This window comes from Brevibacillus sp. MS2.2, assembly GCF_013284345.1.
Classification (GTDB): domain Bacteria; phylum Bacillota; class Bacilli; order Brevibacillales; family Brevibacillaceae; genus Brevibacillus; species Brevibacillus brevis_C.
The window spans coordinates 27,404-53,301 of sequence record NZ_JABSUZ010000032.1; the positions used below are offsets into that span (position 1 = coordinate 27,404).

The following is a 25,898-nucleotide window of genomic DNA, read 5'->3' on the forward strand; positions in this document are numbered from 1 at the left end:
ACAATAAACTGTGAATGGTTTTATGATAATAAAGTTTTCTTTGAATTGTATTTGGACAGGGGAGGGGAGTTTTTGGAAAGGCAAAAAAGAAAGAAAGCCACACCCGCGCGCGTAGCTTTCGCACGAGTATGGCTTTCATACATTATTTCGGATTCTTTTTCATTTCATCGATGGTCTCACTGACCACAAACGCCAAATCGTCATTGCCAAACAGCGACAATACACCAAGGAGAGTCGCATCAGGAATGTCCTCTGCTTCTTCTTTGGGAACGGTATTGTCCAGCATTTGAGCGAGTAACGTATTTTCCCCTTGAGCGGGATAAGCGCGGTGGTATAATTCGCGTGCATCTAGACCGTGATTCACACACCATTGGGCAAAAACGAGAATCATCATGCCCTCGTCGCGCTGGTAGGCTTGAATTACTTGATCTTCCATCTCTTTTCGGTTCATGGGCATACTCCTCTAACATTCGTACGTCATGAGCTTATTGTAGAGAAGAGGAAGAATACCCGCAAGGAAAAAGAAAAGAAGGGCTCAAGAGTTCCGCCTGCTGCTGTGATTGGTTAGGACCGGCAGCATGCGCGTGTCTTTTACCATACGGGCATGGCAAAAGGGGCAGCTCGGGCTCTTATCAAAGGAAAAGTTATCTCTCATCCAGCACGTACAGCCCTCGTTACTGCACGTCCATACATCTGTTTCCTCTTCTTCGATTGGAACGACTGCTTTTTTTGAGAAATACACATGAACTCCTCCTTTGCAGGGCAAAAGTGCACAAAGTAACCTCTATTAATGTGTGATGGAAAGCTCATGAATATACCAAGATTTTCTTTGGTAGAAGGTAAAAAAAAGAGGCCGCGCTTTCATCGCCGCAGCCTCTTTGGTCCATTGTCATCTTTACTGTTCGTCGGGAATGAAGATCTGTCCCATTGCTTCATGATTCGTGATGGCCAGCAAAATCGCTTTCGACAAGGTATCTGGATGATAAGGCTTGATCAGATAGCCGGTTGCTCCCAGATCAAATGCCTTTTTCTTTTCCTCAAAAGCACTGGAGATCACGATCGGAATGGTCCGTAAATCCGGGTTGTTGCGTATCTCCTCAATGACCTTCCAACCACTCTCGCCGTCCTTCAAGATGAGGTCAAGGACGACAGCATCCGGCCGCAGCTCCTCGATTGCTGCTACTGCCTCAGACGCCGTAGAGAAGGAATTGACGCGGAATCCAGAGCTCGTTAACTCATGACGCAGCAGCTCGGTTAAGTTTAAATCGTCCTCGACGATCACAACGTTTCCGTTGCATTGACCAGTTGGAGAAACTGCCTCTTCACTTCCCGCTGGATAGCCAGGAGCCAAAGCGTTCTCAGCCAGTGGAAGAGTAACCGTAAATGTACTACCCTTGCCCAATTCGGACGTAACGGCAACTTCTCCATGGTGCATATGGACGATCTCCTGAACAATGGCGAGACCCAATCCTGTACCGCCGATCTCCCGGCGATCCGAGTTATCTACGCGATAAAATTTGGTAAACAGGTGAGGGATGGCTTCGGAAGGAATGCCTAGCCCTTCATCCTGGACCTCCACGAGCAAGTGATTCCCATCTTGTCGACAACCCACCCGTACATGACCACCATGCGGGGAGTATTTGATGGCATTACTGATCAGATTCACAAATACTTGACGCAGCTTGGCCTGGTCTCCATAAACAACAGTTCGCTCTGTTTGCAAATCGAGTTCAAATCGATGGAGAGGGGACTGGATTCGATAAAGTCCGAAAATATCCCGAATGACTTGATCAAGCGCAACATTCTCTAGCTCGTATGTCTGTCTGCCGGATTCCATGCGCTGCAAATCCAAGAAATCGTTGATGAGCGCAGTCAGGCGAGTAGCTTCTTGATAAATGGTCGCTATGTACCGCTGTTGACGTTCGGGTTTGAGCTCTTTCGTTAACAGCAGCTCCGCAAAGCCAAGCACACTGGCGAGAGGAGTACGCAGCTCATGGCTGACCGTACTGACGAATTCCGATTTCATTTGGTCGATCTCGTATTCCTTGGTGAAGTCACGGTAGACGAGCAAGGTACTCCATTTCTCTTGATTCCGGTACAGTGGCTCTGCATAGAGCTGAATATAGCGTACTTGCGGTCCAGTCATCTGAAACACAATGCTGCCAGAAGGAATGGCATCTTCGTCTAAAACGACAGCTCTGACATACTGAATGAGGCGATCAGGCTCTGAGGTTCGACTCTGTAGATGGGAAAGGAACTGTTCCAAGTCAAATCCTTGCGAAGCGAGCTGATGGTCGTAGCACAAGAGCTCACAAAAATTTCGGTTCACTTGCAGTGTTTCTCCATTCGGATCAATGAGCTGAATGCCTTCTTGAACAGAATCGAGCATATCCTGTGTCATTTTGCGCTGTCGCTCTGTCTCTTCAAACATCGCGAGCTTGTCGAGCGCCAAGGAAATCTGCTTGGCGAGCCCGATGATGACTTGTAGCTCCTGCTCCGTGAATTTGCGATCGATACGGGAGAGGATGATACATGCCACAATAGTTTGATGTGCATCCAATACAGGAAGGTAGAGCTCGGAAGTTCGGGAAATTTCCTCCCTGTAGCCGCGCTCAGCGTCTGTACTTTCACGGATCAGGACATACGGCAGGTGCGTCTCCTTGATTCGCACGAGCGGACCGTCGTCCAATCCTTTTCGCAGTTGCTCCAGCACGTTCTGGGAAACACCAAAGCTAGCGGCATCCCTGTCAGTGTTCAACATGACGATAACACCTTTATCGGCATCCATGACTCCAGTTATATTGCGAATGATACTGGAAAGCAGCTCATCTTTATCCAACGTATTCGCCAAAGAGAGGATGAAACGGTTTTTCTTTTCCAAATACCGTTCGTTTTCTTCCATCTTGCCCAATGCTTCTTGTAGCTCTTCTTGCTGCATCATCAGTTCATCCTGCTGGGCTTGCAGTTCTTCGTTTTGCGCCATGAGCACTTCTTCTTTGGCCTGAATCTGCCTGATCAAATAGTCGAGGGAGCGGGAGAGCCTGCCGATTTCGTCAACCCTGTTCAAATCCTGCAAAAGAGGTGTAACGCCATTGGCAAACTGCTCGGCATTTTTGGATAGACGAACCAACGGCCTGCCGATATCCCGCGTAGTTTGAATGGTGACTACTACCATGATCACCAGCACCATCAGCGAGTACACGAGAAACCAGGTGCTTAGCTGTGACAACTCTTCGAACAGTAGTTGGTTTTTCGTATATAAAAGCTGATCGTGTTGTTCCTGATACCGCCCGGCGTATGTAAGCAGGTTGTTCACTTCCTGATTCACGCCACTGGCCGAAGCTTTTCGCAGGGATTCAAAGTCTCCGTTCTTTGCATAACTCGAAAAAGTAGGAAACACATTGGTGAAAAAGTTCGTGAAGAAAGATTCGATCGAAGCGACAAGCGCTTGCTCCTCATCATTGAGCGGAAGCTTCTTAAAATTATCCAGCGCTTGTTCCAGCTTCTTTTTCTCAAGAAATAGCTCATTGTACTCAGATGGGCTCAAGAAAGCGTAATAACCCCTTGCGCGAAAAAAGATCTGGTTCGTGTGCTCAGCGATGTCTGCGACCAAATTTTGTTTTTCCTTGGTATTGTATATCTCTGTCTGATAATGGGTTAATGCGTTGCTATTCAAATATTGAACGATGGAAGCGCCCGCAATCAGAAGTGACAGAAAAAGAAGCATCATCGCCATGAAGCGACGTGTGATGCTTTTTCTGATAAACGCCCAGAACCCCGTCATGCGAGCATTTCCTCCACTTTCCGGACAAGATCCATCGGGCTAAAGGGCTTCGGCATGAAGTCATCAGCACCAGCAGCACGCATTTTCTCCTGTTCGGCATGTTGACTTTTTGCAGAGAGGATCAGGACCTTGACTGCTTTTTTATCGTCCATCTGTTTGAGCTGCTGCAATACTTCAAAGCCTGTCAGCTTTGGCATCATATAATCTAAAATAATCAGGTCGTACTCATTTTGACCGATTTTTTGCAGGGCTTCCTCTCCATCACAAGCGATATCGAGCTCGTGTCCCTCGTCTTCGAGCGTGTCGCCAATCAGCATGCGCAACACGGCTTCGTCTTCGGCCAGCATAATCATTGCCATCTTGCTACCTCCTTACAGCATTCGCTTAACCAGTCGCTTGATGCGGGCCTCCAGTTCGCGTGTACGGAATGGCTTGGTCATATAATCGTCAGCACCGAGCTGAAGGGCACGGACAATGTCTTGCTCTTCAGTACGACCCGTTAGCATAATCACCGTATATTTCTTGGCATTCGGCAAATTCCGGATTTTCTGGAGAACTTCGAGGCCATCCATCTGAGGCATCATCCCGTCTAAAATGATGAGATAAGGTTCTTGTCCCTGATGCCAGGTAGAGTCAAAGAATGCTGCTCCTTCTTCGTAAGTCTGGATGTCGACGTGCATCCATCCGTCAAAACTGGTCTGGATGGAATCGGCAAGCATCACGCGAATCATCGGATCGTCATCAATAATAGCGACTTTCAGTTTTACCTTAGGGGAGTCATGCGTCTCTGTGATATGAGCGGTTTCAATCCGGCGCCGCCCTGCATTTTTGGCAGCGTACAAAGCAGTGTCCGCAGCTTCTACCCAATACGTATGCGGTTTATGAGGATCATCAATTTGTACGATTCCACCGGAAAAACTCAATGAAAACGTTCCTTCAGGAGCATCGAACGTGAGCGAACAAAAAGCAGAGAGCATCTGCTCCAGGCGCATCTTTCCTGTTTGTACAGTCGTACGCGGCATCAGCAGGATAAATTCCTCTCCGCCGTACCGGAATAAAACATCATGTTTTTCCGCGCTCTGCCCGATGAAAGCAGCAAAACGAGTCAGCACCTCGTCGCCGATTAGATGACCGTATGTATCATTGACCCCTTTGAAAAAGTCGATATCCAAAAATGCCAGTGAGAAAGGGGTGTTGGTTCGCTGGGCATCAGAAAGAAGCCGATAGTATGTATCAACAAAAGAATTGCGATTGTTGACGCCCGTGAGCTCATCCAAAAACAAGATACTGTTCATCCAGCGCTTCCGGCGAAGCTGGCGTTCGAGGCGTACGACAAGTTCTTCCATATCAAGCGGTTTGCACATGACGTCATCTGCGCCCAAACGATAGGCATTCAGACGGGTCTCCCGTTCGTAATCGATGCTGATGATGGTCGTAGGCACGTATTGCTTCTTTATTTTTTCGCTAATCGTCTGCATCACTTGAAAGCCGCCTGTTTCCGGGATGTTCAAATCCAGAATGAAGCAGTCAGGATTTATGTCGTGAAAATAGTCGAGAGCCTTATGAGGATAGACCGTTGCGATGACAGACCAATTGCGATTTTCTAAGTATTCCTTTAGATACATAAGCAGGGTGACGTCATCATCCAGGATGAGGACCAAAGGCTGTTGCTCACAAGGGGATTCCCGTTGGAGAGTGGGGTTCTCGATAAAAACTTCCTGTTCCGGGCGCTGTTCGTAACACAAGCCGATCAACTCTTGCAAAAACAATCGCCATTCACTTAGGGACCAATCCTTGGCAGGCATGTCATCCATTCGATCCAGAAGGAGCTGAGACAGATCAGACAAATCGGTCAATCCAATCGTCCCCGCAGTTCCCTTCAACGAATGGAGAAAACGATATAGATCATCATGAGAGACGGGAACCTCCTGGTCGTACCACGTCTCAATCTGTTTATGGATATTTGCAAGAAGCGTTTCTCTGTACTTCATCATGTCGTACCGTCCCCCTGTGTTGGGATGGCGCAAGCAGTCGGGTCGCTTGCGCCAGTTTGATCAAAACATCTACAATTTGGTATGGTACATGTAGCAGGGAGAAGGAAGGGCTTATTGTTGCAGGGAAAATCCTTCTTCAATCAGATACTGCTCTGCTTCCACGTACGATTCAAAGGAAGCTTCCAGGTTCATCCCGTGGTATACGTTCCACAGCGCGTCTTCCTGTTGCAGCAAGAGCGTGCGGTTTTGCTTGTCGACCCAAGTTTGCTCCAATTGTTCAGCTTCAGAAGTAGCCTTTGGCGCTGGTTCACGCTTGATGGAGAGGGATTGGATTGAGGCCTCGACTACCTTGCGCAGCTCGTCCGCCGAGAAATCACGGATGTTGACATAGCCCTTGTCGTCTTTTTGGTAGCCCTTCAAAAACGCGGCAAACACAAACCCGTTGCCGTTCGGATGCAGATGATAGACCACTGTCTTTTTGTCATGAAGGCTTTCCTCATAATGAAAATTAACCCGTTTCAGGGAGACGTCATTCCGAGTCAGTTGTGGAAAAGATTCAATAATCGCTAGTTTTTCTTCAAAAGTAAGCATGGATTCCTCCGGTGAGATGGATTTGTTTGTCGATTATATCATAGGTGGGACATAGAACGAAAAGAAGGAGAAGGGAAAAATGAACGGAAAAAATCGAAAAGACATCGCAGCAGGTCTTGAAGTCGAGATTGTATTGAAACAGGACCAACGAACTGGCAAGCGCACCCGTGGGATTGTCAAGGATATTCTGACGAACTCCAGTACACATCCTCATGGAATCAAGGTTCGTTTGACGGATGGACAAGTGGGGAGAGTGCAAGAGATTATCCAAAAAGGGAACTAAATTTCTTTACGAAAAAACGGACAGGCCACATGGGCAACTGTCCGTTTTGCATTTCATGAACGGTTCCGTTTTTGCAAATGCTCGATAGCTGGTACGACGAAGCAAGCCAGATTCGACGGAAGTGCATCGAGCGAAAACCAGCGCATGTCGCCAATCGCCCCGCCTTCCTCTAAATTGCGTGCTTCTCCACTCAGGATCGTTACTTCGTAAATGACCGAAACCCAATGCTCGGCATTTTCCGGGCGGATGGTTTCTGCGGTGCACAGCAGGGCCTTTATCTCGATATCGAGATTGACTTCTTCTTTGATTTCGCGGATAACACTCGTCTCCAGTTGTTCATAGGGATCAACTTTTCCCCCCGGAATGCTCCACGTATTTTTCTCTGGATCTCTGTTTCGTAATACCAGCAAAATCTCATTCTTGTCGTTTAGGATGACAGCTCCTACGCCCAATCTTGGTACAGTTATCGTAGTCGTCATGGTTTCTCCTTCGATAGGCAGATTCGTTTCTTCCATTATAGCAAGGTCCAATCGTTAGCCGGACAAAACAAGAAACCGCCTGAAGAGACGGTTTCGAGAGGTTTAGCAAAACGTTACCGGTAAGAATCATGGGTAGGGGCGAAGACATCCTCCGTTGATTCCCGCACCAAAATAAATGGCCCAATATTTCCTAATCCATGCAAGCATGTATTGTGATGGGCGATGATTTGCTTCGCTGACAGGACCTTATTGTCCGAAGTAGAGTGCCCGTCTTTGACAAGCGTCACATCATAGCCGAGTGTCGTCGCTTTGCGGCAGGCGCTGTCGATACAATACTCGGTTTTGCACCCCATGATGACAAGGTGGTTAATTCCGAGCGCTTGTAGCTTTTCGTGCAGGTCTGTTCCGTGAAACGAGTCTGTCGCTAGTTTTTGAACCACCGTTTCTGATGGCAGAGGGGCGATCTCAGGGTGGATGGCAAAGTCGTCTGAACCGACTCCTCCGACATCCGCATCCTGAACGTACAGCACAGGAATGTCCTTGCTATAGGCATCTTCTCTGACTTTTTTCAATGTTTGGACAAGTGTAGCCGGCTGAAAAACAGGACCAAATTGCCCTTCGATAATACCTACTTGCGCATCAATAATCAGTAGTGCTGTTTTCCGAATCAATTCATTTCCTCCTAGGTGAAAGGGGGCTAGTGCTGGTGCTCCCCTTTTTGGTTGTTTGGTACACGCACAGCTTTATAAGAACGTTGATTCATGTCCTTTTTCATAACTGACCACTCCTTTCATCATAGACGAGCGTGAATCCGCTCTGGATAATTGTACCACAAAAAAGACTCATTCCTATTGGAAGGAACGAGTCTTTTTCGATTGCGAACTTCTTATGATTCATTTTCCTTTTTCGGTACAAACTGAAAGATATCATGTGATTCGAAGGAGTCGATCAAACGGGACAGCCACAGATAATATTCCAACCCATTTTCAATACGCTTGATACTAAGGTCAACACGTTCCCTGACTTCTTCCGTAAGCTCTTCGGATTGCTGGAGTGCGCGAAGCTCAAGGAGAGACTTTTTCAAGGCGTGTACATTATGTTCACAGGCGTGTCGCCACTTCACGGAAAAGAGGTCGATGAAGTTCTGGTACCAATCCAGATTGACCTCGTAATGATCCTTCCGTGTCCCTTTTTTCCATATCTTTTCTACCATATTTAAGTCCATCAATGTGCGGACGCCAGTGCTCATGCTGGTTTTGCTCATGCCCAGTGCTTCGCCCATCTCATCGAGTGTCATTGACTTGTCCTGAAAGAGCAATGTGCCATACAGCAGTCCCGTTGACATGGTAATTCCATACAGATCCATGTTGCGAGCTAGCGTTTCAATCACGCGTTCCTGAGCTTTTTCGAGGATTTTTTCCTGATTGGTATCCATTTTGAAAAAAGCAGCTCCTCTAGTCATAGTAACCTGACTAGAATTGTACGTCTCCAAAAGAAAAAAGTAAATGGAGATGTTGTACAGTATATACGTGATAAACTGAGAATACAGGAAGTAAAGTACGTAAAGTTTTTTCTGAACGCTGAAAATGACGGATTATCATGCCTCATCCAGTTTGAGGTAAAAAAAACGGCTGGTTACAATTGTAAGGGTAAAGAACAGTCCGGATGCCGGGCGTAAAAGTTGGAGGTGACCATATGCCCAAGATCAAAGTAGAGAATTTGACCAAAATCTTTGGACGCCAACCCCAACGCGCATTGTCCCAGGTGAAGCAGGGGAAGACCAAGCAAGAAATCTTGAAGGAAACGGGTCTTACCCTTGGGGTGAATCAAGCGAGTTTTGAGGTGCATGCAGGCGAAATTTTCGTCATCATGGGGCTTTCGGGAAGCGGGAAGTCGACCTTGGTTCGATTATTGAACCGGTTGATTGAACCAACAGAAGGCAAAATCCTGATTGACGGTACGGATATCGTCAGTATGAACACCGAGCAGTTACAGGATGTAAGAAGAAAGAAGCTGGGCATGGTATTTCAAAAGTTCGCCTTGTTCCCTCACAGGACGGTACTTGAAAATGCGGAGTACGGCCTGGAGATTCAAGGGATGCCAAAGGCCGAGCGTGAGGCAAAAGCGAAAAAGTCACTCGCACTCGTCGGACTCGGCGGTTGGGAAGCAAGCTACCCGGATCAACTGAGTGGCGGGATGCAGCAGCGTGTGGGTCTGGCCCGTGCACTCGCGAATGAACCCGATGTGCTGTTGATGGATGAGGCATTCAGTGCCTTGGACCCGTTGATTCGCAAGGACATGCAGGATGAGCTGTTGGAATTGCAGAGCACCATGCAGAAGACCATTATTTTCATTACGCATGATCTGGACGAAGCATTGAAGATCGGGGATCGAATCGCTCTGATGAAAGACGGTGCGATCGTACAGATCGGCTCGCCGGAAGAAATCATGACCAATCCGGCAAATGAATACGTAGAACGCTTTGTAGAGGATGTGGATCGTTCCAAGGTATTGTCCGCCGAAAAAGTCATGAAGCGGGCAGAGACGATCACACTGGACAGAGGGCCTCGCGTTGCACTGCAAATGATGCGTGAGCGCGGTGTCTCCAGTTTGTACGTGGTGGATAAACGAAAAACATTGCTGGGTGTGCTGACGGCAGACGCAGTAAACGGAGCCAAGGAAGCAGGGCAGTCGCTGGAATCCGTGCTGCGAACCGAGGTGCCGACAGTCGGACCGCAGACGCTTCTCAATGAGATGTTTGACCTTGTCGCGTTTTCAGATATTCCCGTGGCGGTTACAGGAGAACAAAATCGTCTCTTGGGCGTGATTGTAAAAGGAGCCGTCTTGGGCGGGTTGGCAGGAAAAGTAAATCAACAAGTTCCAGAGCCAACGATTGAAGAGGGGCAGGTGAATCCATCATGAGTCAAAATCAACTTTTTCCGAAGCTGCCGCTCGACAGTTGGGTAGAAACGATTGTAGATGGACTGGAAGAGAATTTGGGCTTCTTGTTCGACTTCATATCAGCTGTAATCGGTGGAACCGTTGACTTGTTTTCGTGGATTCTAACAGGAATCCCGTTTTGGGCCCTGATCATTTTGTTTACGCTGCTGGCCTATCGCGCTGGCAAAGTGGCAATTGCTCTTTTTACCTTCATTGGACTTCTTCTGATTCAGAATCTGGGTTATTGGGAGCACTCAATGGAAACACTTGCGCTGGTATTGACGGCAGGTTTGATCTCGGTGATTATCGGGATTCCCGTCGGTATCTGGTGCGCGAAGAATGATTCCGTGCAAAAGGTCGTCACACCGCTGCTTGATTTCATGCAGACGATGCCGGCGTTTGTGTACTTGATTCCTGCCATCTTTTTCTTTGGGCTCGGTAAAGTACCGGGGGTTATCGCTTCTGTCATTTTTGCGATGCCACCGACGATCCGTCTGACCAACCTGGGAATTCGTCAAGTTCCTGCCGATCTGATCGAAGCTTCTGAGGCATTCGGTTCAACCTACTGGCAAAAGCTGACGAAGGTACAGTTGCCGATTGCCAAGACGACAATGATGGCCGGAATTAACCAGAGCATTATGCTCGCGTTGTCCATGGTCGTGATTGCCTCGATGATTGGGGCGAAAGGCTTGGGGGCGGACGTGTATCGTGCCGTGACACAGATCAAGATCGGTGAAGGTTTTGAGGCGGGTCTGGCCATCGTTATTTTGGCGATTCTGCTGGATCGTCTCACGCAAAGTGTTGGAAAGAGAAAAAACGCGTAGGAGGGGTTTTCATGAAAATGAAAAAAGGCACCTTGAAAGGGCTGGCAGTTGCACTCGGACTCAGTATGGTGATGGCAGGATGTTCAAACGCGGGTACACCGCAGGGAAATCAGCCTGCCGAGGGCAATACGGGTACGTCTGCACCGAATAGCGTTGGAGCACAAGTGGATCATAAAATTATCGGAATCGATCCTGGCGCTGGTCTGATGAAAGCGACGGAAAAAGCCATGAAAGACTACGATCTGAAAGATTGGGAACTCGTAGAGGGCTCGAGTGCAGCGATGACGGCAGCTCTGACACAAGCCTACAAAGACAAAAAGCCGATTATCGTGACAGGTTGGACACCGCACTGGATGTTCTCCAAATTTGAGATGAAATACCTCGAAGACCCGAAAGGCGTCTTCGGGAAGGATGAACAGATTCATACCATCGTGCGCAAAGGACTGAAGGAGGAGCACCCAAGTGCGTATGCGTTCCTCGACAAGTTTTCGTGGACACCCGCGGACATGGAAAAAGTGATGCTCGATATCGAGAGCGGCAAAAAGCCGGAAGAGGCAGCAGCCGAGTGGGTGAAAAACAATGAGGCTACCGTCAACAAGTGGGTAGAAGGCATTCAGCCTGCGGAAGGCAAAAAATTGACGCTCGCCTACGTCGCGTGGGATTCTGAGATCGCCAGCACGAATGTGGTGAAGACGGTCCTGGAGCAAAAGCTGAAATACAAGGTGGAGCTTAGCCAAGTAGAAGCCGGCCCAATGTGGGTAGGGGTATCAAACGGTGATGTGGACGGAATGGTAGCAGCATGGCTGCCAACCACGCACGCAGACTACATGGAAAAGCTGGGGAAAGACGTTGAGGACCTCGGTCCGAACCTGGAAGGAACCAAGCTGGGCTTGGCTGTTCCAGCCTACATGGAGATCAACTCCATTGAAGATTTGAAGAAGTAACAGACTCAATACAGAAGGCACCGCTCACGATGGGGCGGTGCCTTTTTTGCTGTGTTACGGTATAGGGTTGCTTTCCATGACAGCGGGCCAAGCTTGCTGTTTGTCCAGCGTGGCAGGCTCCGGTGCAAAGACCCGCAAAACGAGATTGAACGCGCCTTCAGGGAGCGGAAGCCAGTTGCCTTCCTTGCCTTTGGGAGGTTGCTGCTGCAAATACAGATCGAGGGAGCCATCGGGATTGTACGTAAGCGTTCCAGTATTGCTGCGAACCGATGCGCGATCGGCCGCTGTTTTGGCTAAAAACAACTGGTTGTCATAGACGTTGATCGACCAGAATGCAGACGTCTTGGGAAGCTGTTCCTTTGTAAAATGCAGCGAATAGCTGTTGGCTCCCGTAAGCGGTTTTCCTGATCCATCTGTCAATGCACGATAATAGGCTTCCTCGCTCGGCACATTGGCTCCAATGCCGGAATAGGCGATAAAGGAACGGGCGAGAAACTGATTTCCATATGTGCCGATGGGGGAAAAGGAGCCCCATCCATTACGGAAGGCGGAATAGCCGGGAAAGCCATTTTGCACGATGGACGGGGCATCCTGTAAGGCACGCTGTAGGCCCGCAAGCTTGGCTGGACCGAGCGCGGAAGGATCAAAGCCTTTTTGAACATCGATCCCGGCTTGAGCGAACTGATCGAGCAAGACGCGATCACATTCGGGCGGAGGATTGCTCTGAATCCATTTCGTCATGACCTGAAAAAAGGAAAGGGATGACAGCACGTCAGGGGGAAGCGCTTCGGGAACATGTGCCGTTTGCAATTTTGGGTGGACAGGGGCAATCGCGATTTGTTTTTCAAACGAAACAGCCTGCGGCAAATCAGCCTCACCCTTTACCTCGACACGGCCAATGAGCCAGACGGTATTCGTAGGGGCGTAGATTACAGGTATATGAGCAGGGGTAGGCCCTTTCCATTGCGGGCTTGCAATGATGTATTGCCCGGCCTGCTGTTTGGTGGAACGATTGGAGACATTGCGAAACGTATTCGTATACGCATCCAGCATTTGCACGGTATAGTAGCGGTTTTGCGGATTGGCGGGGACAGTCAAGCGGACGGGCGTCTCTGACAAATCCAGCCATGCGCTCATATACAATGTATCGGAGTTTGGCGTCACAATATCCCGATAAGCTGGGGAAGCGAGTGTGTCCGCATAATAAAACTGGTTGATTGGCGCCCGATTTTTGACCATGGCTTCCATCGTTTTGGCGGACATCACTAATGGATACCCGTAGATGTATGCTTGAATGCCGAGCGAGTAGGCAAGCCTCTCCTGCGATTGAAGAAACGGCTTCGATTGGTATAGAGGTGACTGTTGGACAGTTGTAGTGTTTGTTGTCTCTTTTGCAAATGAGAGGCCCGACAGGTGAAGCGTCATGCAAAGCAGGGAAACGATCAGTGTCAGGCGCTTTTTCAATAAAGGAAGCATAAAGCCCCTCCTCATTACCAGAAATGGGGTTCGCACTGGTAGTGTTCTTCATAGGAAAGGGGCTTTATGCAAGTTGAGCTGGAATATTTTATTCTTAATGCGGCTCCACAGAAATTGCAGGCGCCCGCCACGCTGGGCAGGTCGCATACAATTTCGACGCTCCCTGTAGCAATTCCCTATCACGCCATCGCTTGCCCACACACTGTATGCCAATAGGAAGACCTTGCTCATCAAAACCTATCGGGATCGTCACGACCGGACTTCCTGTTACATTAAACAGACTCGTATAAAAAGTTGTAGCGGCCCAGTAGTTTTGCGGGTTCTCGTCTACGTACAGCGGTTTGGTGTAAAGCGGTTTGTAGCCCCACATTTTCGATTTTGCCATATGTGGGAAAGCTGTCGTGCAACTGACCGGACACAAGAACAAGTCGCAGTCTGCCATGAATTGCTCAAAGCTGCGAATGAGCTGCTCACGAATGGTTAAGACACGCATGTAGTTTTTGAACGTCAGCGGGATGAGCATGGTAGCCGAGGGAAGCTGGCGATAAATCGGCATCGTTATGAGATGAGCAATACCACGAATGAGTGGAGGTGTCGTAGAGTTTAACTCCGCGTCGATGATTTTCCCCCATGTTTCCCAAGCTTTGCGTACATCTAAGGGCGGTGTCGTCACTTGTTCTACGCGCATGCCTTGTTGCTCAAGCATTTTGACAAAGCGACGCAACTGATCACGAATGGCTCGACTCGTCGGGTAACCGGGTAGCTCCTCCATCCAGCGGATGTGCAGGGGCTGTTCCTTGATGGTAGGGGGCAAGACTTGTGGTCCATGAGGCAAGCCAGCGTTGCCGTTTCCACCACTAATGATGGAAAACGCCACTTCCAGGTCTTCGATCGAACGGGCTACAGGGCCATAGCAGGCCATGTGACGAGACGATCTATAATCAGACATTCCTTCAAAGCCGGGCATGTGTCCTGTTGCCGGAACGGTTCCTTCTGTCGGCTTCAAGCTGAACACACCACAATAATGAGCGGGGACGCGCAACGATCCTCCGATGTCACTCCCGATATCCAAATAAGAAAGTCCCGCGGCAACCGCAGCTGCCGAGCCTCCGCTGCTACCTCCCGAAGTCCTCGCCTGATTCCACGGATTATTCGTCCGACCGTAAATATCGTTGTCTGTTTGGAGATCCATGAGCAGAGTAGAGACATTCGTTTTGCCAATCAAAACGGCTCCTGCCTGCTTCAGTCTGCGGACGATGGCTGCGTCATGTTGCGGAATGTAGCCTTTTAGAGGGGGGAAGCCAGAAGTAGTGGGGAGTCCGGCTGTGGCAAAGGAATCCTTGATTGTGATTGGCACCCCGTGAAGGGGCCCCCGAATGTTGCCTTCTGCCATTTCTTTGTCCGCTTGCTTGGCGGATTCGAGAGCAGCCTGCTCGTCATAAGCGACGATAGCATTCATTTTGTCATTAAGCGAGGCTATTCTTTTAAAGGTATGCCGGGTAGCTTCCTCGGCGCTTATTTTCCTCTCGCGAATCCAAGTGCCCATCTCCGTTGCTGTCAAATAGGTCAGTTCCTTCATTCGATTCACTCCTTTTCACACGTCCAGCGTACGACAGGAGAACGAGGAAAACTTGATCGAAAATGCGAACCACCATCGACTATTCTCGGGCTAGAACAGGTATATAAATGAAGCAAAGCGAATCAGGATGGTCATTTCCGAGAAAGCGGTGATCGTAGTATTCAAAATCGTATCGGGCATAAAGCTGGTCGGATGCGGATGCATGTGTCATCCAGCTCCCGTATATGTATTGATACGTCAGCTTGAGATTTTGCACCGATCCTTTGTGAGGGAAGACAAGATAACCTGATGCAGGCAGCGTGAGTGATTCCAATCCGTCTGTGCCAATATGCGCTGTAGTGTGTATGCCAGCAAAATAGGCAAAGCTCAACGAAAGCCCGAAAGCATCCGGGTAGCGAATGACCCCATAACGCTTCTGGTTCTTCTGTACGTCGATTTTCTGTCCCAATCGGTTCCAGCAATGGACAATATCAGTTGTCGAACGGGTAGTGGAGGAGTAGCCTACCAGGTTCAGTTCTTCATGGGCAGGGACATAGACGGGCTCAATCGATTGTGACTGAATATTCTCTAAATAGGGTAGCTCGATACGCTCCAGCATTGTGTACCGCGGCATTTTTCCAGATCGACGAAGAGCAGAGGGAGGCAGGCCAAAGCGTTTGGTAAAGGCGCGAGTAAAGGCTTCGTGAGAATCAAAACCGTATGTAAAGGCGACCTCCGTCACGCTCTTTTGTTCCAGCGACAGCGCTTTGGCAGCCTCGGTCAAGCGTCTCTTCGAAATGTATTGGCCGACAGTTTCTCCTGTCACGTGAAAAAACAAGCGTTGAAAATGGTACTTGGAATAACCGGCGGCTGATGCCACTTCATCGAGTGTGACTTTTTCCGTTAACTGCTTTTCGATAAAAGAGAGGGCATATGTTATTTGCTCCATATAGTTCATGGCGTCACCTGAAATAGGAAATAAGATCTTTTTTAGGATACCATATGCCTTGAACTGATTTTTTTGAAAAAAGCCAGAATGCCAAAGAATAGGGAGAGAATACAATGAAGTAGGACAACATTATTGGAGGTAGCCGTGGAGCAGCATTTGGATCTGTTTTTGATGAAATATGGATATGTCGGCATCTTTTTTTCGCTCACACTTGGTGTTGTAGGGCTCCCCATACCCGATGAGGTACTGATGACGTACGCTGGCTATGCAGTTTCCCGCGGTGTCTTGCACATGCCGTTTACAATGCTGAGCGCTTTTTTGGGAGCGGCAGTAGGAATTACGATTAGCTATGCCATCGCGTGGAAGTGGGGGCTGCCGTTGCTTATGAAGGTTGGACCGTACTTGCATATTACACCGAAAAAAATAGAGTCAACCCAGAAGCTGTTTGCCAAGTACGGTCCCTACCTATTGCTGATCGGTTATTTTTTACCTGGCGTCCGTCATATTACCGCCTATCTGGCAGGAGTCTCCGCGATGGAGTTTCGACGATTCGCTTTTTTTGCTTACGCCGGTGCATTTCTTTGGAGTGTCACTTTTTTACTGCTGGGAAAGGCGCTTGAGAAAGAGTGGCTCAAGGTCGTCATTTATATACGACATTACGGCATCACATTTTTGCTAATCGGTTTGGCGATTGGAATGATGGTTTATATTTGGATGAGGTACAGGCGCGATACCAGGACATAGGGAACAAGCATTAGTTCCTGCTGATCGCCATGCTATCCTTTACCAAGCGGACAAATTCGAGCTGTTCCTCTCCGGTGGCTGTGGCTTCCGCCAGTTTAAGTACATCAGCAAGGGAGCTTCTTTCGGCATAGGGACTCTCTCGCAATATTTCCCCGTACTCTGCTACAGCAGCAAGGAACGTCACATCAGGAGACAAGGTATTTTGCACACCCACGGTCTCGGAGATTTCCTCTACTTTTTGGGAAGTGGCATGATGATAGCGCACGCGAACCGTCCCGAGCTCTGCATGGGCAGGGGAAGCGAGCTTCACTTCATAAAGAGCGGTCACGCTATGGCCAGCGCCAATCTCGCCCGCATCTGTCTTGTCGTTGCGAAAATCTTTGTCGCGGACATCGCGGTTCTCATAGCCGATCAAACGATACGAGTCTACCTTCTTAGGGTCGAATTCTACCTGAATTTTTACGTCCCGAGCGATCGTTTGGAGGGTGCCCGTCAATGATTCCGTAAAAATGCGGCGCGCCTCAGAAAACGTATCAATGTAGGCGTAGTTGCCTTCTCCTTTATTCGCCAGTTGCTCCATCAGAACATCATTATAATTTCCCATGCCGAAGCCAAAGGTGCTCAAGTAAACGTCTTTTCGCGCATAGTCCTCGATCGAACGCAAAATGCCCTCGGCCCCTGTTTCTCCTACATTGGCCACCCCGTCGGAGCATAAAATCACCCTGTTAATGGCAGTAGGCTTGAAGGAACGAGCCGCCATTTCATAACCGAGGACCAGTCCTTCTTCTGCATTGGTGGAGCCTTCGGGTTGCAGTTCATTGATGGCTGATAAAATTGCCTGTTTGTCTTCGGCAGAGGTTGAGGGCAAAAGAACGCGTCCCTCTGATCCATAGACGACGATCCCTACTGAATCTGTAGGTTGGAGTTGATCGACAAGAACATGTAAGCTTTTTTTCACCAGCTCTAATCGGTTTTCCCGATTCATCGAGCCAGATACGTCAATGACAAAGACGAGATTAGCGGGCTTCCGCTCTTCTGCGCGTAACTCCTTTCCTTTGATCCCAATTCGCACTACTTGAAGATTTTTTTGAAACGGAGAGGGGCCACTATCGGCCTGGATCGCAAATGTTTGATTGGTTGGCGCGGGATACGAGGTAGGGAAGTAGTTGATGAATTCCTCCACCCGAATGGCTTCTGCTGGCGGGAGATTCCCTTCTTTTATAAAATTGCGCATCATGGTGTACGAGGCTGTGTCCACATCAGCAGCAAAAGTAGACAGACGGTCCTTCGCCGTAGAGACAAATTGGTTGGTGCCGTAATCTTTGAAGTACATGTCATTGGGGATGGGATCGGCCGATTTTTTCAGGGCGTAATCAGCTAGTTGGCTGGGAGGACTTGGACTGGAGGCTACCTGATTGTTTTGACCTTGCTCAACAGATGCTGCTGGTTTGTTTCCACTTTCACTTCTTGATACGAACTGCTCGCTCGAGCTGCATCCGATCAAGGATGCGACCAATAGGGTGATGCCACTGCCTTTCACGATTTTTCTCATCTTTGGTTATTCCCCCTTTGCCTATGTGACGTGGTAAAAAAAGGAATGTTACATAAGAAGGAGAAGTAGGCTTGTCCGCAGCAAGAGCTTCACTCGCAACGACAGCCAGGATCGAGTCGTAGCTGCGGCTCCGAGTGGAGAAATGATTTATGTTTGGATTAGTCGGCAATCCTCACTAAAGTGAGGAATCCGGTCACCGTCGTCGTTCCGTCTGCAAAGCTTTGCAAAAACTGGTCTGTGATACCTCCCGTACGGAATATGTCTACGATGTCACCAGGTGCTAATCGGGTGAAAGAGGTAACCATACCGAATGCATTTCCATCCGCTGCACTATCCGCACTGCTAGAAGTTCCGGCAGAGCCCGTAATATTGGCGCCATTCCTTCTGATAATGAAAGACACTTCACTCGCTTGTGCAGTAGTAACACGATAGCTGATGAGATAGATGCCGCTTGCAGGTACGGTTACTTGCCCGCCAGCGAGTAAAAAGCCAGGTGAATTGTCTGCATTCGCGACAGTAAGCGGGACGATCATATTTGGCGAAATATCGATAGCGGAGGATAGCCAGAAGTTACCGAAAACACTGGAAACAGTACCCGTCGCGCCTGTTACACCCGTGGCTCCTGTAGTACCTGTAACGCCTGTAACGCCTGTAACGCCTGTAGTACCAGTAGCGCCTGTACTGCCAGTATCGCCAGTAGCCCCCGTGACACCAGTACTTCCAGTGCCTCCAGCTCCGGTCGCCCCAGTCGCCCCTGTAGCACCCGTTGCCCCTGTTCCCCCTCCACCTGGTCCGGTGGCTCCTGGTAGACCAGTTGCTCCGGTGGCTCCCGTTGCTCCTGTGAGACTAGCAATAAACGATGCTGTTAATACGGAATTCAGCTTGCTGTTCAGCAGAATGTCTTTCTTTGTGATCTCTCTGAGTGTATTTACTACGCTAGAATTTACGTTTAGCAAGTCACTAATGGTTGCAGGGGGACCTGTTAATCCTGGAAGCGTGCCAAGGACATATTGAAGCTTCTCCGCCTCTGCGTTAATGATATGGCTTAAACCAAGTTCCTCCAAAGCGAAGGATGCGAGTAGCAAGTTTACGACTTGGCTTTGTGTAATGGTAAACAGCGGCGTAATGTTGGGGATATTTGCTTGTGACAAATAAAACGTCCTCCTTTATTTATGTCTTTTCATCCTATTCCGCTATCATGCATAAGGGAATTCGTCGGTTTTATTGTTTTTCTTCAGGCGCGGTTTCCCATGTGATGCCTTTCTTTCTTGCCCGTTATTCAATCTTCTTGTAATATTAGGAAATATTTGTGGTGTGACGGTCGCTCTAGTCAATGGAAATCAATCATGGAAAGAGGTAGATTGCTGCAAAAATCAATCAAACAAGAGAGGTTATGAAATGAATCTAGGAATTCAAGTAACGCAAAATCAACTGATGGATGTTCTACTAAACGTTGCAGTAGCTCGTCCCGTATTTATTTGGGGCGCACCGGGAATCGGCAAGTCGTCTCTCGTCGAGGCGTTTGCCGAGCAGGTGGGCCTACCTTGCGTATCGTTATTGGGCAGTCAGTTGGCACCTGAGGATATTATCGGTGTCCCGCAGATCGTTGACGGGAAAAGCAGATTTTGCCCACCTGCGCAAATTGCGCGAGAAGAACCGTACTGCTTGTTTCTTGACGAATTGAATGCATGCTCCCAAGAAGTGCAAAAGGCGTTTTACAGTCTGATTCATGAGCGGAGAATCGGGGATTACCATCTGCCAGAAGGGTCCATTGTGATTGGAGCAGGAAACCGCGCGCAGGATAGCGCCATTGTCAAACCGATGTCATCTGCTCTGATCAACCGGATGTTCCACGTGCAATTGTTAGTCTCGTATGAACAATGGATGAATTGGGCGTACAGCAACGGCATCCATTCCTACGTGCTGCAATTTTTGGAGGTGCGCCCGGACTATTTGTGGTCGCAGCCACCGAAGAGCGAGGAACCATTTTCTACTCCGCGTTCCTGGCACATGCTCTCTGATGCCCTGAACGAATTCGGTGAGAACTTGACGACAGAGATGGTGGGGGTACTGGCCTTCGGATGCTTGACGCCCCAGCATGCTGCTCAATTTCGAGCTTTTCACAAGAACATTCAAGGCAAATACCAGCTCAACCGTATTTTGGAGGGAGAGGCTTCTTTCCCGACGGCTCCAGAGGATCGGGACGTACTGTATTTTCTGGCCGATTCATTCCGTTCGCAGATCAAAAAAGAATTGCCAGCGGATAAAGCCTCCGTGGGGGAGCAGCATAAACGGTTCGCACACCGAGCGAAAGCTCTCTTGAAGGAGCTCGCCTCTATCTCTCTCGAAATGGCGCAGATGGTAGTGGCGCGGCACGAGGATGGCGACGGATTGCCAGACTGGTTCGTTGTAGAGGTCATTCGTGATTTACCGCGTCTGGCTATGGACAGGAAGGGAAAATAGCCAATGGCCAGAGGAGTTCAAAACGACCCGGCGACACAAAACTACGAGCAGGCCGTACATTTTTTGAGTCATCACCCGATGTTTGGACCACTATCCTCGCGAGCGCACTTTATTCGTTCCGAGCGAAGTGTTTGTCCGGATAACGGTTGGGTAGTCGTGACCCGGGAAGGCAGCTTGTATGCGCATCCGAAGCGCAGAGGGGAAGTCGGGGAATGGATTTATGTTCTCGCACATGCGCTCTTGCATTTGGGCTTCGGACATTTTGTGGAAAAAGAGCAGCCGATTTTGTGGAACATCGCATGCGATTGTTATATTACGCGCTTTTTGAGAGACATGAAGCTGGGGAAGCCTCCTGCTGAAATGGCCTTTGAGCTGGATAAATCGGGAAAGAGCGAAGAAGAGCTGTATGACTGGTTCGTGGAGCATGGGGTGCCGGAGCATTTGAAGCTGTTTGGAACGGGCGGGGAAAAACAGGCAGATATGCTATTCTCGGATAAATACGCCCGGTACACCTACAAGCGAGATGTGAAGTGGGAGAGGCTCCTGGGGATTGGGCTGGCGCAAGCGGTGCAAAGTGCTGTCAGCGTAGCGGGCGGCTATTCGGATGCGCTCGGGAATGAAGAGAACCAGCTATCCGAGGCACAGAAGGCCAAGCGCTGGTTCATCAATCATTATCCATTGCTGGCTTCCTTGGCGAGTCATTTCACAATCATCGAGGATTCACAGATCTGCCAACGGCTGCAAATCTCGGTGGCAGCCATCGATGTAACATCCAACGAAATCTTCATCAATCCTGCGGCGGGCTTGGATGAAGAGGAATGCAAATTCGTGATGGCACACGAGCTATTGCACGCAGGGCTTCGCCACCATGAGCGCTGCCAAGGCCGCGACCCGTATTACTGGAATGTCAGCTGCGATTACGTGATTAATCAATGGCTGATGGAGCTCGGTGTGGGACGTTTTCCGCAAATTGGCGGACTGTACGACCCGGACTTGAAGGGACTCTCGGCAGAAGCGATTTATGACCGAATCGTGACAGACATGCGTACGTATCGCAAGCTCTACACCTTACGTGGAATCGGTATGGGCGATATTCTGGATGGCGACGATCCGCGTTTTTGGGAAAAGGGTCCGGGAACGACGCTGGATGACTTTTACCGCAATGCGATGTCGCAAGGATTGATGTACCACCAGGAGAGGGGACGAGGGCTTTTGCCTGCGGGGTTAGTAGAAGAGATTCGCGCCTTGGGACAACCGCCTATTCCGTGGGATGTTCAGCTTGCCCGTTGGTTTGACGAGCATTTTCCGCCGTTGGAAAAGAGTCGCACGTATGCAAGGGCAAGCCGTAGACAGTCCTCTACACCTGACATTGCCCGTCCTGCCTGGAGCTTTCGGGAAACGGACCAGTTGGCACGCACGTTTGGCGTCGTGATCGATACGTCCGGCTCGATGGATACCAAGCTGCTCGGCAAAGCATTAGGGGCGATCGCGAGCTACAGTGAAGCGCGAGATGTTCCGTATGCGCGCGTGGTCTTTTGTGATGCGCAGGCGTATGATGCGGGCTACCTTTCTCCCGAGGACATTGCAGGTCGCGTCAAAGTAAAAGGACGAGGGGGAACGATCCTGCAGCCGGGCATTGACATGTTGGAGAAAGCAGCCGATTTTCCAAAGGACGGTCCAATTTTGATCATTACCGATGGGGAATGTGATCGGATCAAAGTAACTCGTAGTCATGCCATTATGCTTCCGAAGGGGAGTAATCTGCCGTTCGTGGCGCGAGGACCGGTATTTCGGATGGAATAGCAGGGTTTAGGCTCCGTATCGATACGGGGCCTTCTTCACGATCTTTTTACAATGAAAGGGTAGGAAAAGCGATAAAATAGCTTGTATGATGAAGCGGAAAGCGGAGAGGTGTACAGCTAAGTGAAGAATAATCTTCAAGAAGAAACCGGGCACCAAATAAGTAGCTGGGAAGCTGTGCGTGAAGTTTTTCTCGTTTCGACCAAGCTGGGATTGACCTCATTCGGCGGTCCCATCGCACATCTCGGTTATTTTCACAACGAATACATTCGACGAAGAAAATGGATGGATGAGCAAAGCTACGCAGACTTAGTCGCGCTTTGTCAGTTCCTCCCTGGTCCCGCAAGCAGCCAGGTAGGGATCGGAATCGGAATCATGCGAGCCGGATTGTGGGGAGGCGTTGCTGCATGGATCGGCTTCACTCTGCCTTCGGTATTGGCGCTCCTGATATTTGCGTTCACTTTACAAGGAGTGGATAGTGGCAGTGCTTCTTGGATTCACGGTCTAAAATTAGTAGCTGTCGCGATTGTTGCTCATGCCGTATGGGGAATGGGACAAAAGCTTGCCCCGGATCGAACGCGGGTGACGATTGCGATCATCGCGGCTACCATCACGCTGTTGTGGCATTCTGCATGGAGTCAGGTCACAGTCATGATTCTGGCAGGAATCGCAGGATTGCTTATCTTCCGGCAGCAAAAAGTTTCGGAGCTCCCTGAATTTCGTGTGCCGATCAGTCGTGGACTAGCCATTGCGTGCTGGAGCGTTTTCTTCGGACTTTTGCTTGTGCTGCCGATCCTCCGAGAGAGCACTGGCTTTTCCTTGCTAGCGCTGTTTGAGAGCTTTTACCGTGCGGGCTCACTTGTTTTTGGCGGCGGACATGTTGTATTGCCTTTGCTGGAGAGGGAGGTAATCCCGACAGGCTGGGTAACGCAAGAGGCTTTTCTGACGGGATACGGGGCTACACAAGCAGTACCGGGGCCATTGTTTACATTTGCCGCTTATCTAGGAGCGATGATTGCAGGAGGAGTCGGTGCAGTAGTAGCTACGATTGCGATTTTTCTACCGGCCTTTTTACTTGTCATCGGCGCATTGCCGTTTTGGAATTCCTTGAGGAGAAATTCCAAAATCCAAGGAATGCTGGTAGGTGTGAATGCAGCAGTCGTCGGTATTTTACTGGCAGCCCTGTACGATCCGATTTGGACGAGTACCATTCTTGCTCCGCTGGATTTTGCGGTAGCGGCTATTTTGTTTATCATGCTGGAGCACTGGAAGCTGCCGCCATGGCTGGTTGTGGTTGCAGGGGCTTTGTACGGTCTATTGCTTTCTTAGACTGACAGGTCTCACGAACCAATAAAGCTGGCACAGGGCTCGTAGACCTTGACAACGCCTGCCCAGTCTCCACTTCAAAAAGGGGACCCGGCCAGTGAATCCCCCTGCTGGCGTGTCAGAGTCGAAGAGAACTGTGCTTTTTCTTCTCCTTCACTATGTTGACTCAAACCAAAGAAGGTTTGCCAACTATGTAGGTAACGCTTATAATACTGAATGAAAGTTCAGTATTATAAGATGAGAAGTTGGTGAAGAATCGTTGAATAAAAAAAAGCAGCAAACGGAGCAGACCAAGAAGAAGATAGCGGATGCGTCCAGAATTTTATTTATGCAAAAAGGTTACAAGGCCACATCCATAGAAGATATCGTGAAAGCTACTGGATACAGCGGCGGTAACATTTATTATCATTTCAAGAGCAAGGAAGGGCTGTTCTTACATCTGATTGAAGCTTGGAACAGGGAATGGGAAGAGCAGTGGCTGGCCAAGGAACAGCTCTACACGACCTCGATCGATAAATTGTATGGAATGGCTGAACATTTTGCGACCGATTTTATGAACCATCCGCTGACCAAGGCTGCTGATGAATTTTTCGACATGTCGGAGAAGCCTTCGGATGTGGAGGAGCGTATCAACGAAATGATCCAAGGTTATATTGACTTTAATCAACAGTTGCTCCAGAAGGGGATCGATAACGGCGAATTTGAAATGACGAATGTTACCGGAGTCGCCATTATCTTGGACAGCCTGATGTTTGGTTTAAATCAACACTCGCGACGAATGGAACGAGAGGAAGCCTTGGCAACTTTTCGGTTAGCGATGGATGTATTTTTATTTGGCATTGTCAAACCGTCCCGCTAGCTTTTTTTACGCGATTATCTAGAATGGATATTCAGTGTTTTGGTAATGGATTGGAGGAACAGGAAATGGCTTTACTATTAAAAAATCAGGGAGCCCTATTGATTCTGATGTTCAATATTTTCCTTGTCTTTACGGGGATCGGGCTTGTTATACCGATTATGCCAAAGTACATGGAGAGTTTGGGAATTACCGGGGGGACTATCGGCTTGCTAGTGGCGGCCTTTTCGCTGACACAGCTTCTTTTTTCCCCCATTGCTGGGCGATGGGCTGATTCGTTCGGAAGAAAAAAGATCATTGTGATCGGCTTGGTCGTATTTGCTATCTCAGAAGGGCTGTTCGGTATAGCGAATTCTCCCGTCCTGCTGTTTGTTTCTAGGTTGCTAGGCGGCATCAGCGCCGCACTGATTATGCCGGCGGTAATGGCTTACTCAGCAGATATTACAACGAATGAAGAACGAGCGGCCGGGATGGGGTATATTACGGCAGCCATTACGACTGGTTTTATTATCGGTCCAGGCATTGGAGGATACATTGCTGAATTTGGTATTCGCGCACCTTTTTATACCGCAGGAATTGCGGGACTGATTGCTGCATGCATCACGTTGTTCATCCTCAAGGAATCGAAACCTACGGAAGAAGCATTATCGGACTCTCATTCTAGTGAAAAACAACGAAGTAGTCTTCTTTCCCAGTTACTGTACTCCTATCGAGAGCCTTATTTTTTCAGTTTGATCATTGTGTTCGTCATGTCTTTCGGACTGGCTAATTTTGAAACGGTCTTTTCATTGTTTGTTGACCATAAGTTTGGATTTGAGCCGAAAGATATCGCGTTTATCATTACATTCGGGTCAATAGCAGGCGCAGTGGTTCAGCTTACTGCTTTTAGCTGGATCATGAATCGCTTTGGCGAGAAAAGGGTCATTTCTGTCTGTCTGCTCTTTGCTGGTTTGTTTATTGTCCTGACGCTTTTTGTTCACGGATTTTGGATGATTTTTGCTGTTACCTTTATCGTATTTCTGGCGATCGATATTTTGCGTCCGGCCATCAGTACCCAAATGTCGATGCTTGCGAAGGATCAACAGGGTTATGTTGCTGGTCTCAACTCCGCCTTTACCAGCCTTGGCAATATTGCAGGTCCTATCGTAGCTGGATTTTTATTCGATATCGATATCAACTATCCGTATGCGCTAGCGTGTCTGATTTTGCTTATCTGTTTCGTCTTATCATTAGGAGTGAAAAACCGCAACCTGAAGGATGCCAATGCGGCTTCCAGTCAAGCGTCCATTCAGGGATGATACGATAGCTAAATAAAGCAGCGGCGAGTCTAAGATT

Annotated in this window: 24 protein-coding genes; 10 read left to right on the forward strand and 14 right to left on the reverse strand. The window is 49.0% G+C overall.

Annotated features, from left to right (window positions below):
* Positions 1–142 precede the first annotated feature (142 nt).
* From HP568_RS23215 to HP568_RS23240, 6 genes are all read right to left on the reverse strand, one after another.
* Positions 143–451 (reverse strand): hypothetical protein, encoded by a 309-nt coding sequence (locus tag HP568_RS23215; RefSeq protein ID WP_048034800.1) that lies wholly within the window; start codon positions 449–451, stop codon positions 143–145.
* An 84-nt stretch (positions 452–535) separates the two neighbouring features.
* The gene (locus tag HP568_RS23220) at positions 536–742 is read right to left on the reverse strand and encodes a cold-shock protein (RefSeq protein ID WP_082196001.1); all 207 of its coding nucleotides are present in this window, start codon (positions 740–742) and stop codon (positions 536–538) included.
* Positions 743–895: 153 nt separating this feature from the next.
* The gene (locus HP568_RS23225) at positions 896–3,784 is read right to left on the reverse strand and encodes an ATP-binding protein (protein ID WP_173630353.1); all 2,889 of its coding nucleotides are present in this window, start codon (positions 3,782–3,784) and stop codon (positions 896–898) included.
* Positions 3,781–4,143, reverse strand: coding sequence for a response regulator transcription factor (locus HP568_RS23230; protein ID WP_048034798.1), 363 nt, complete (start codon positions 4,141–4,143; stop codon positions 3,781–3,783). The genes HP568_RS23225 and HP568_RS23230 overlap by 4 nt, the downstream gene beginning before the upstream one ends.
* Before the next feature lie 12 nt (positions 4,144–4,155).
* Complete coding sequence (locus HP568_RS23235; protein ID WP_048034797.1) at positions 4,156–5,778, reverse strand: response regulator; 1,623 nt, start codon at positions 5,776–5,778, stop codon at positions 4,156–4,158.
* A gap of 111 nt (positions 5,779–5,889) precedes the next feature.
* Entirely contained in the window at positions 5,890–6,369 is a 480-nt protein-coding gene (locus HP568_RS23240; RefSeq protein ID WP_048034796.1) for a hypothetical protein, read from the reverse strand.
* A 79-nt stretch (positions 6,370–6,448) separates the two neighbouring features.
* Here HP568_RS23240 and HP568_RS23245 point away from each other — a divergent pair, with 79 nt between their 5' ends.
* Positions 6,449–6,652 carry a YwbE family protein gene (locus HP568_RS23245; RefSeq protein WP_048034795.1) on the forward strand — a complete coding sequence of 68 codons (204 nt, stop codon included), beginning with the start codon at positions 6,449–6,451 and terminating at the stop codon, positions 6,650–6,652.
* 53 nt (positions 6,653–6,705) lie between these two features.
* Here the strand turns inward: HP568_RS23245 and HP568_RS23250 are convergent, their stop codons facing one another.
* From HP568_RS23250 to HP568_RS23260, 3 genes are all read right to left on the reverse strand, one after another.
* Positions 6,706–7,131, reverse strand: coding sequence for an NUDIX domain-containing protein (locus tag HP568_RS23250; RefSeq protein WP_173630375.1), 426 nt, complete (start codon positions 7,129–7,131; stop codon positions 6,706–6,708).
* 113 nt (positions 7,132–7,244) lie between these two features.
* Positions 7,245–7,802, reverse strand: coding sequence for a cysteine hydrolase family protein (locus tag HP568_RS23255; RefSeq protein ID WP_173630354.1), 558 nt, complete (start codon positions 7,800–7,802; stop codon positions 7,245–7,247).
* Between the two features lie 215 nt (positions 7,803–8,017).
* Positions 8,018–8,566, reverse strand: coding sequence for a GbsR/MarR family transcriptional regulator (locus HP568_RS23260; protein WP_048034792.1), 549 nt, complete (start codon positions 8,564–8,566; stop codon positions 8,018–8,020).
* Between the two features lie 260 nt (positions 8,567–8,826).
* On the opposite strand from HP568_RS23260, the gene HP568_RS23265 reads away from it, so the two are divergent.
* The 3 genes from HP568_RS23265 to HP568_RS23275 are packed head-to-tail and all read left to right on the forward strand — an operon-like array spanning position 8,827 to position 11,839.
* Entirely contained in the window at positions 8,827–10,053 is a 1,227-nt protein-coding gene (locus tag HP568_RS23265; protein ID WP_048034791.1) for a quaternary amine ABC transporter ATP-binding protein, read from the forward strand.
* Positions 10,050–10,895 (forward strand): ABC transporter permease, encoded by an 846-nt coding sequence (locus HP568_RS23270; RefSeq protein WP_048034790.1) that lies wholly within the window; start codon positions 10,050–10,052, stop codon positions 10,893–10,895. Before HP568_RS23265 ends, HP568_RS23270 begins: the two co-directional genes overlap by 4 nt.
* Positions 10,896–10,912: 17 nt before the next feature.
* Positions 10,913–11,839: a glycine betaine ABC transporter substrate-binding protein gene (locus tag HP568_RS23275; protein WP_173630376.1), complete on the forward strand. Its 927-nt coding sequence runs from the start codon at positions 10,913–10,915 to the stop codon at positions 11,837–11,839.
* Between the two features lie 54 nt (positions 11,840–11,893).
* On the opposite strand, the gene HP568_RS23280 is transcribed toward HP568_RS23275, so the two are convergent.
* From HP568_RS23280 to HP568_RS23290, 3 genes are all read right to left on the reverse strand, one after another.
* Complete coding sequence (locus tag HP568_RS23280) at positions 11,894–13,315, reverse strand: DUF1254 domain-containing protein (protein ID WP_173630355.1); 1,422 nt, start codon at positions 13,313–13,315, stop codon at positions 11,894–11,896.
* A gap of 94 nt (positions 13,316–13,409) precedes the next feature.
* Complete coding sequence (locus HP568_RS23285; protein WP_173630356.1) at positions 13,410–14,894, reverse strand: amidase; 1,485 nt, start codon at positions 14,892–14,894, stop codon at positions 13,410–13,412.
* A 79-nt stretch (positions 14,895–14,973) separates the two neighbouring features.
* Positions 14,974–15,822: a helix-turn-helix domain-containing protein gene (locus HP568_RS23290; protein WP_254551449.1), complete on the reverse strand. Its 849-nt coding sequence runs from the start codon at positions 15,820–15,822 to the stop codon at positions 14,974–14,976.
* Positions 15,823–15,954: 132 nt separating this feature from the next.
* On the opposite strand from HP568_RS23290, the gene HP568_RS23295 reads away from it, so the two are divergent.
* Positions 15,955–16,566, forward strand: coding sequence for a DedA family protein (locus HP568_RS23295; RefSeq protein WP_173630358.1), 612 nt, complete (start codon positions 15,955–15,957; stop codon positions 16,564–16,566).
* 10 nt (positions 16,567–16,576) lie between these two features.
* Here the strand turns inward: HP568_RS23295 and HP568_RS23300 are convergent, their stop codons facing one another.
* A complete protein-coding gene (locus HP568_RS23300; protein ID WP_173630359.1) occupies positions 16,577–18,118 on the reverse strand; it encodes a vWA domain-containing protein in 1,542 nt (513 codons plus the stop codon).
* Between the two features lie 158 nt (positions 18,119–18,276).
* On the reverse strand, positions 18,277–19,269 hold the full coding sequence (locus tag HP568_RS23305; RefSeq protein WP_173630360.1) for an alpha-helical endospore appendage domain-containing protein: 993 nt from the start codon (positions 19,267–19,269) through the stop codon (positions 18,277–18,279).
* A gap of 247 nt (positions 19,270–19,516) precedes the next feature.
* On the opposite strand from HP568_RS23305, the gene HP568_RS23310 reads away from it, so the two are divergent.
* From HP568_RS23310 to HP568_RS23330, 5 genes are all read left to right on the forward strand, one after another.
* Entirely contained in the window at positions 19,517–20,581 is a 1,065-nt protein-coding gene (locus tag HP568_RS23310) for an AAA family ATPase (protein WP_007725626.1), read from the forward strand.
* 3 nt (positions 20,582–20,584) lie between these two features.
* A complete protein-coding gene (locus tag HP568_RS23315) occupies positions 20,585–22,384 on the forward strand; it encodes a vWA domain-containing protein (protein ID WP_173630361.1) in 1,800 nt (599 codons plus the stop codon).
* Positions 22,385–22,504: 120 nt separating this feature from the next.
* Positions 22,505–23,710 (forward strand): chromate transporter, encoded by a 1,206-nt coding sequence (locus tag HP568_RS23320; protein ID WP_173630362.1) that lies wholly within the window; start codon positions 22,505–22,507, stop codon positions 23,708–23,710.
* Between the two features lie 256 nt (positions 23,711–23,966).
* A complete protein-coding gene (locus tag HP568_RS23325) occupies positions 23,967–24,566 on the forward strand; it encodes a TetR/AcrR family transcriptional regulator (protein WP_173630363.1) in 600 nt (199 codons plus the stop codon).
* Between the two features lie 65 nt (positions 24,567–24,631).
* On the forward strand, positions 24,632–25,861 hold the full coding sequence (locus tag HP568_RS23330; protein ID WP_048034780.1) for an MFS transporter: 1,230 nt from the start codon (positions 24,632–24,634) through the stop codon (positions 25,859–25,861).
* Positions 25,862–25,898 lie beyond the last annotated feature (37 nt).

Coding starts and splice junctions, on each gene's coding strand:
- HP568_RS23300 (WP_173630359.1), bottom strand. CDS start 18,118: ATGAGAAAAATCGTGAAAGGCAGTGGCATCACCCTATTGGTCGCATCC.
- HP568_RS23230 (WP_048034798.1), bottom strand. CDS start 4,143: ATGGCAATGATTATGCTGGCCGAAGACGAAGCCGTGTTGCGCATGCTG.
- HP568_RS23330 (WP_048034780.1), top strand. CDS start 24,632: ATGGCTTTACTATTAAAAAATCAGGGAGCCCTATTGATTCTGATGTTC.
- HP568_RS23280 (WP_173630355.1), bottom strand. CDS start 13,315: ATGCTTCCTTTATTGAAAAAGCGCCTGACACTGATCGTTTCCCTGCTT.
- HP568_RS23235 (WP_048034797.1), bottom strand. CDS start 5,778: ATGATGAAGTACAGAGAAACGCTTCTTGCAAATATCCATAAACAGATT.
- HP568_RS23285 (WP_173630356.1), bottom strand. CDS start 14,894: ATGAAGGAACTGACCTATTTGACAGCAACGGAGATGGGCACTTGGATT.
- HP568_RS23260 (WP_048034792.1), bottom strand. CDS start 8,566: ATGGATACCAATCAGGAAAAAATCCTCGAAAAAGCTCAGGAACGCGTG.
- HP568_RS23215 (WP_048034800.1), bottom strand. CDS start 451: ATGAACCGAAAAGAGATGGAAGATCAAGTAATTCAAGCCTACCAGCGC.
- HP568_RS23290 (WP_254551449.1), bottom strand. CDS start 15,822: ATGGAGCAAATAACATATGCCCTCTCTTTTATCGAAAAGCAGTTAACG.
- HP568_RS23270 (WP_048034790.1), top strand. CDS start 10,050: ATGAGTCAAAATCAACTTTTTCCGAAGCTGCCGCTCGACAGTTGGGTA.
- HP568_RS23225 (WP_173630353.1), bottom strand. CDS start 3,784: ATGACGGGGTTCTGGGCGTTTATCAGAAAAAGCATCACACGTCGCTTC.
- HP568_RS23250 (WP_173630375.1), bottom strand. CDS start 7,131: ATGACGACTACGATAACTGTACCAAGATTGGGCGTAGGAGCTGTCATC.
- HP568_RS23240 (WP_048034796.1), bottom strand. CDS start 6,369: ATGCTTACTTTTGAAGAAAAACTAGCGATTATTGAATCTTTTCCACAA.
- HP568_RS23265 (WP_048034791.1), top strand. CDS start 8,827: ATGCCCAAGATCAAAGTAGAGAATTTGACCAAAATCTTTGGACGCCAA.
- HP568_RS23315 (WP_173630361.1), top strand. CDS start 20,585: ATGGCCAGAGGAGTTCAAAACGACCCGGCGACACAAAACTACGAGCAG.
- HP568_RS23310 (WP_007725626.1), top strand. CDS start 19,517: ATGAATCTAGGAATTCAAGTAACGCAAAATCAACTGATGGATGTTCTA.
- HP568_RS23275 (WP_173630376.1), top strand. CDS start 10,913: ATGAAAAAAGGCACCTTGAAAGGGCTGGCAGTTGCACTCGGACTCAGT.
- HP568_RS23245 (WP_048034795.1), top strand. CDS start 6,449: ATGAACGGAAAAAATCGAAAAGACATCGCAGCAGGTCTTGAAGTCGAG.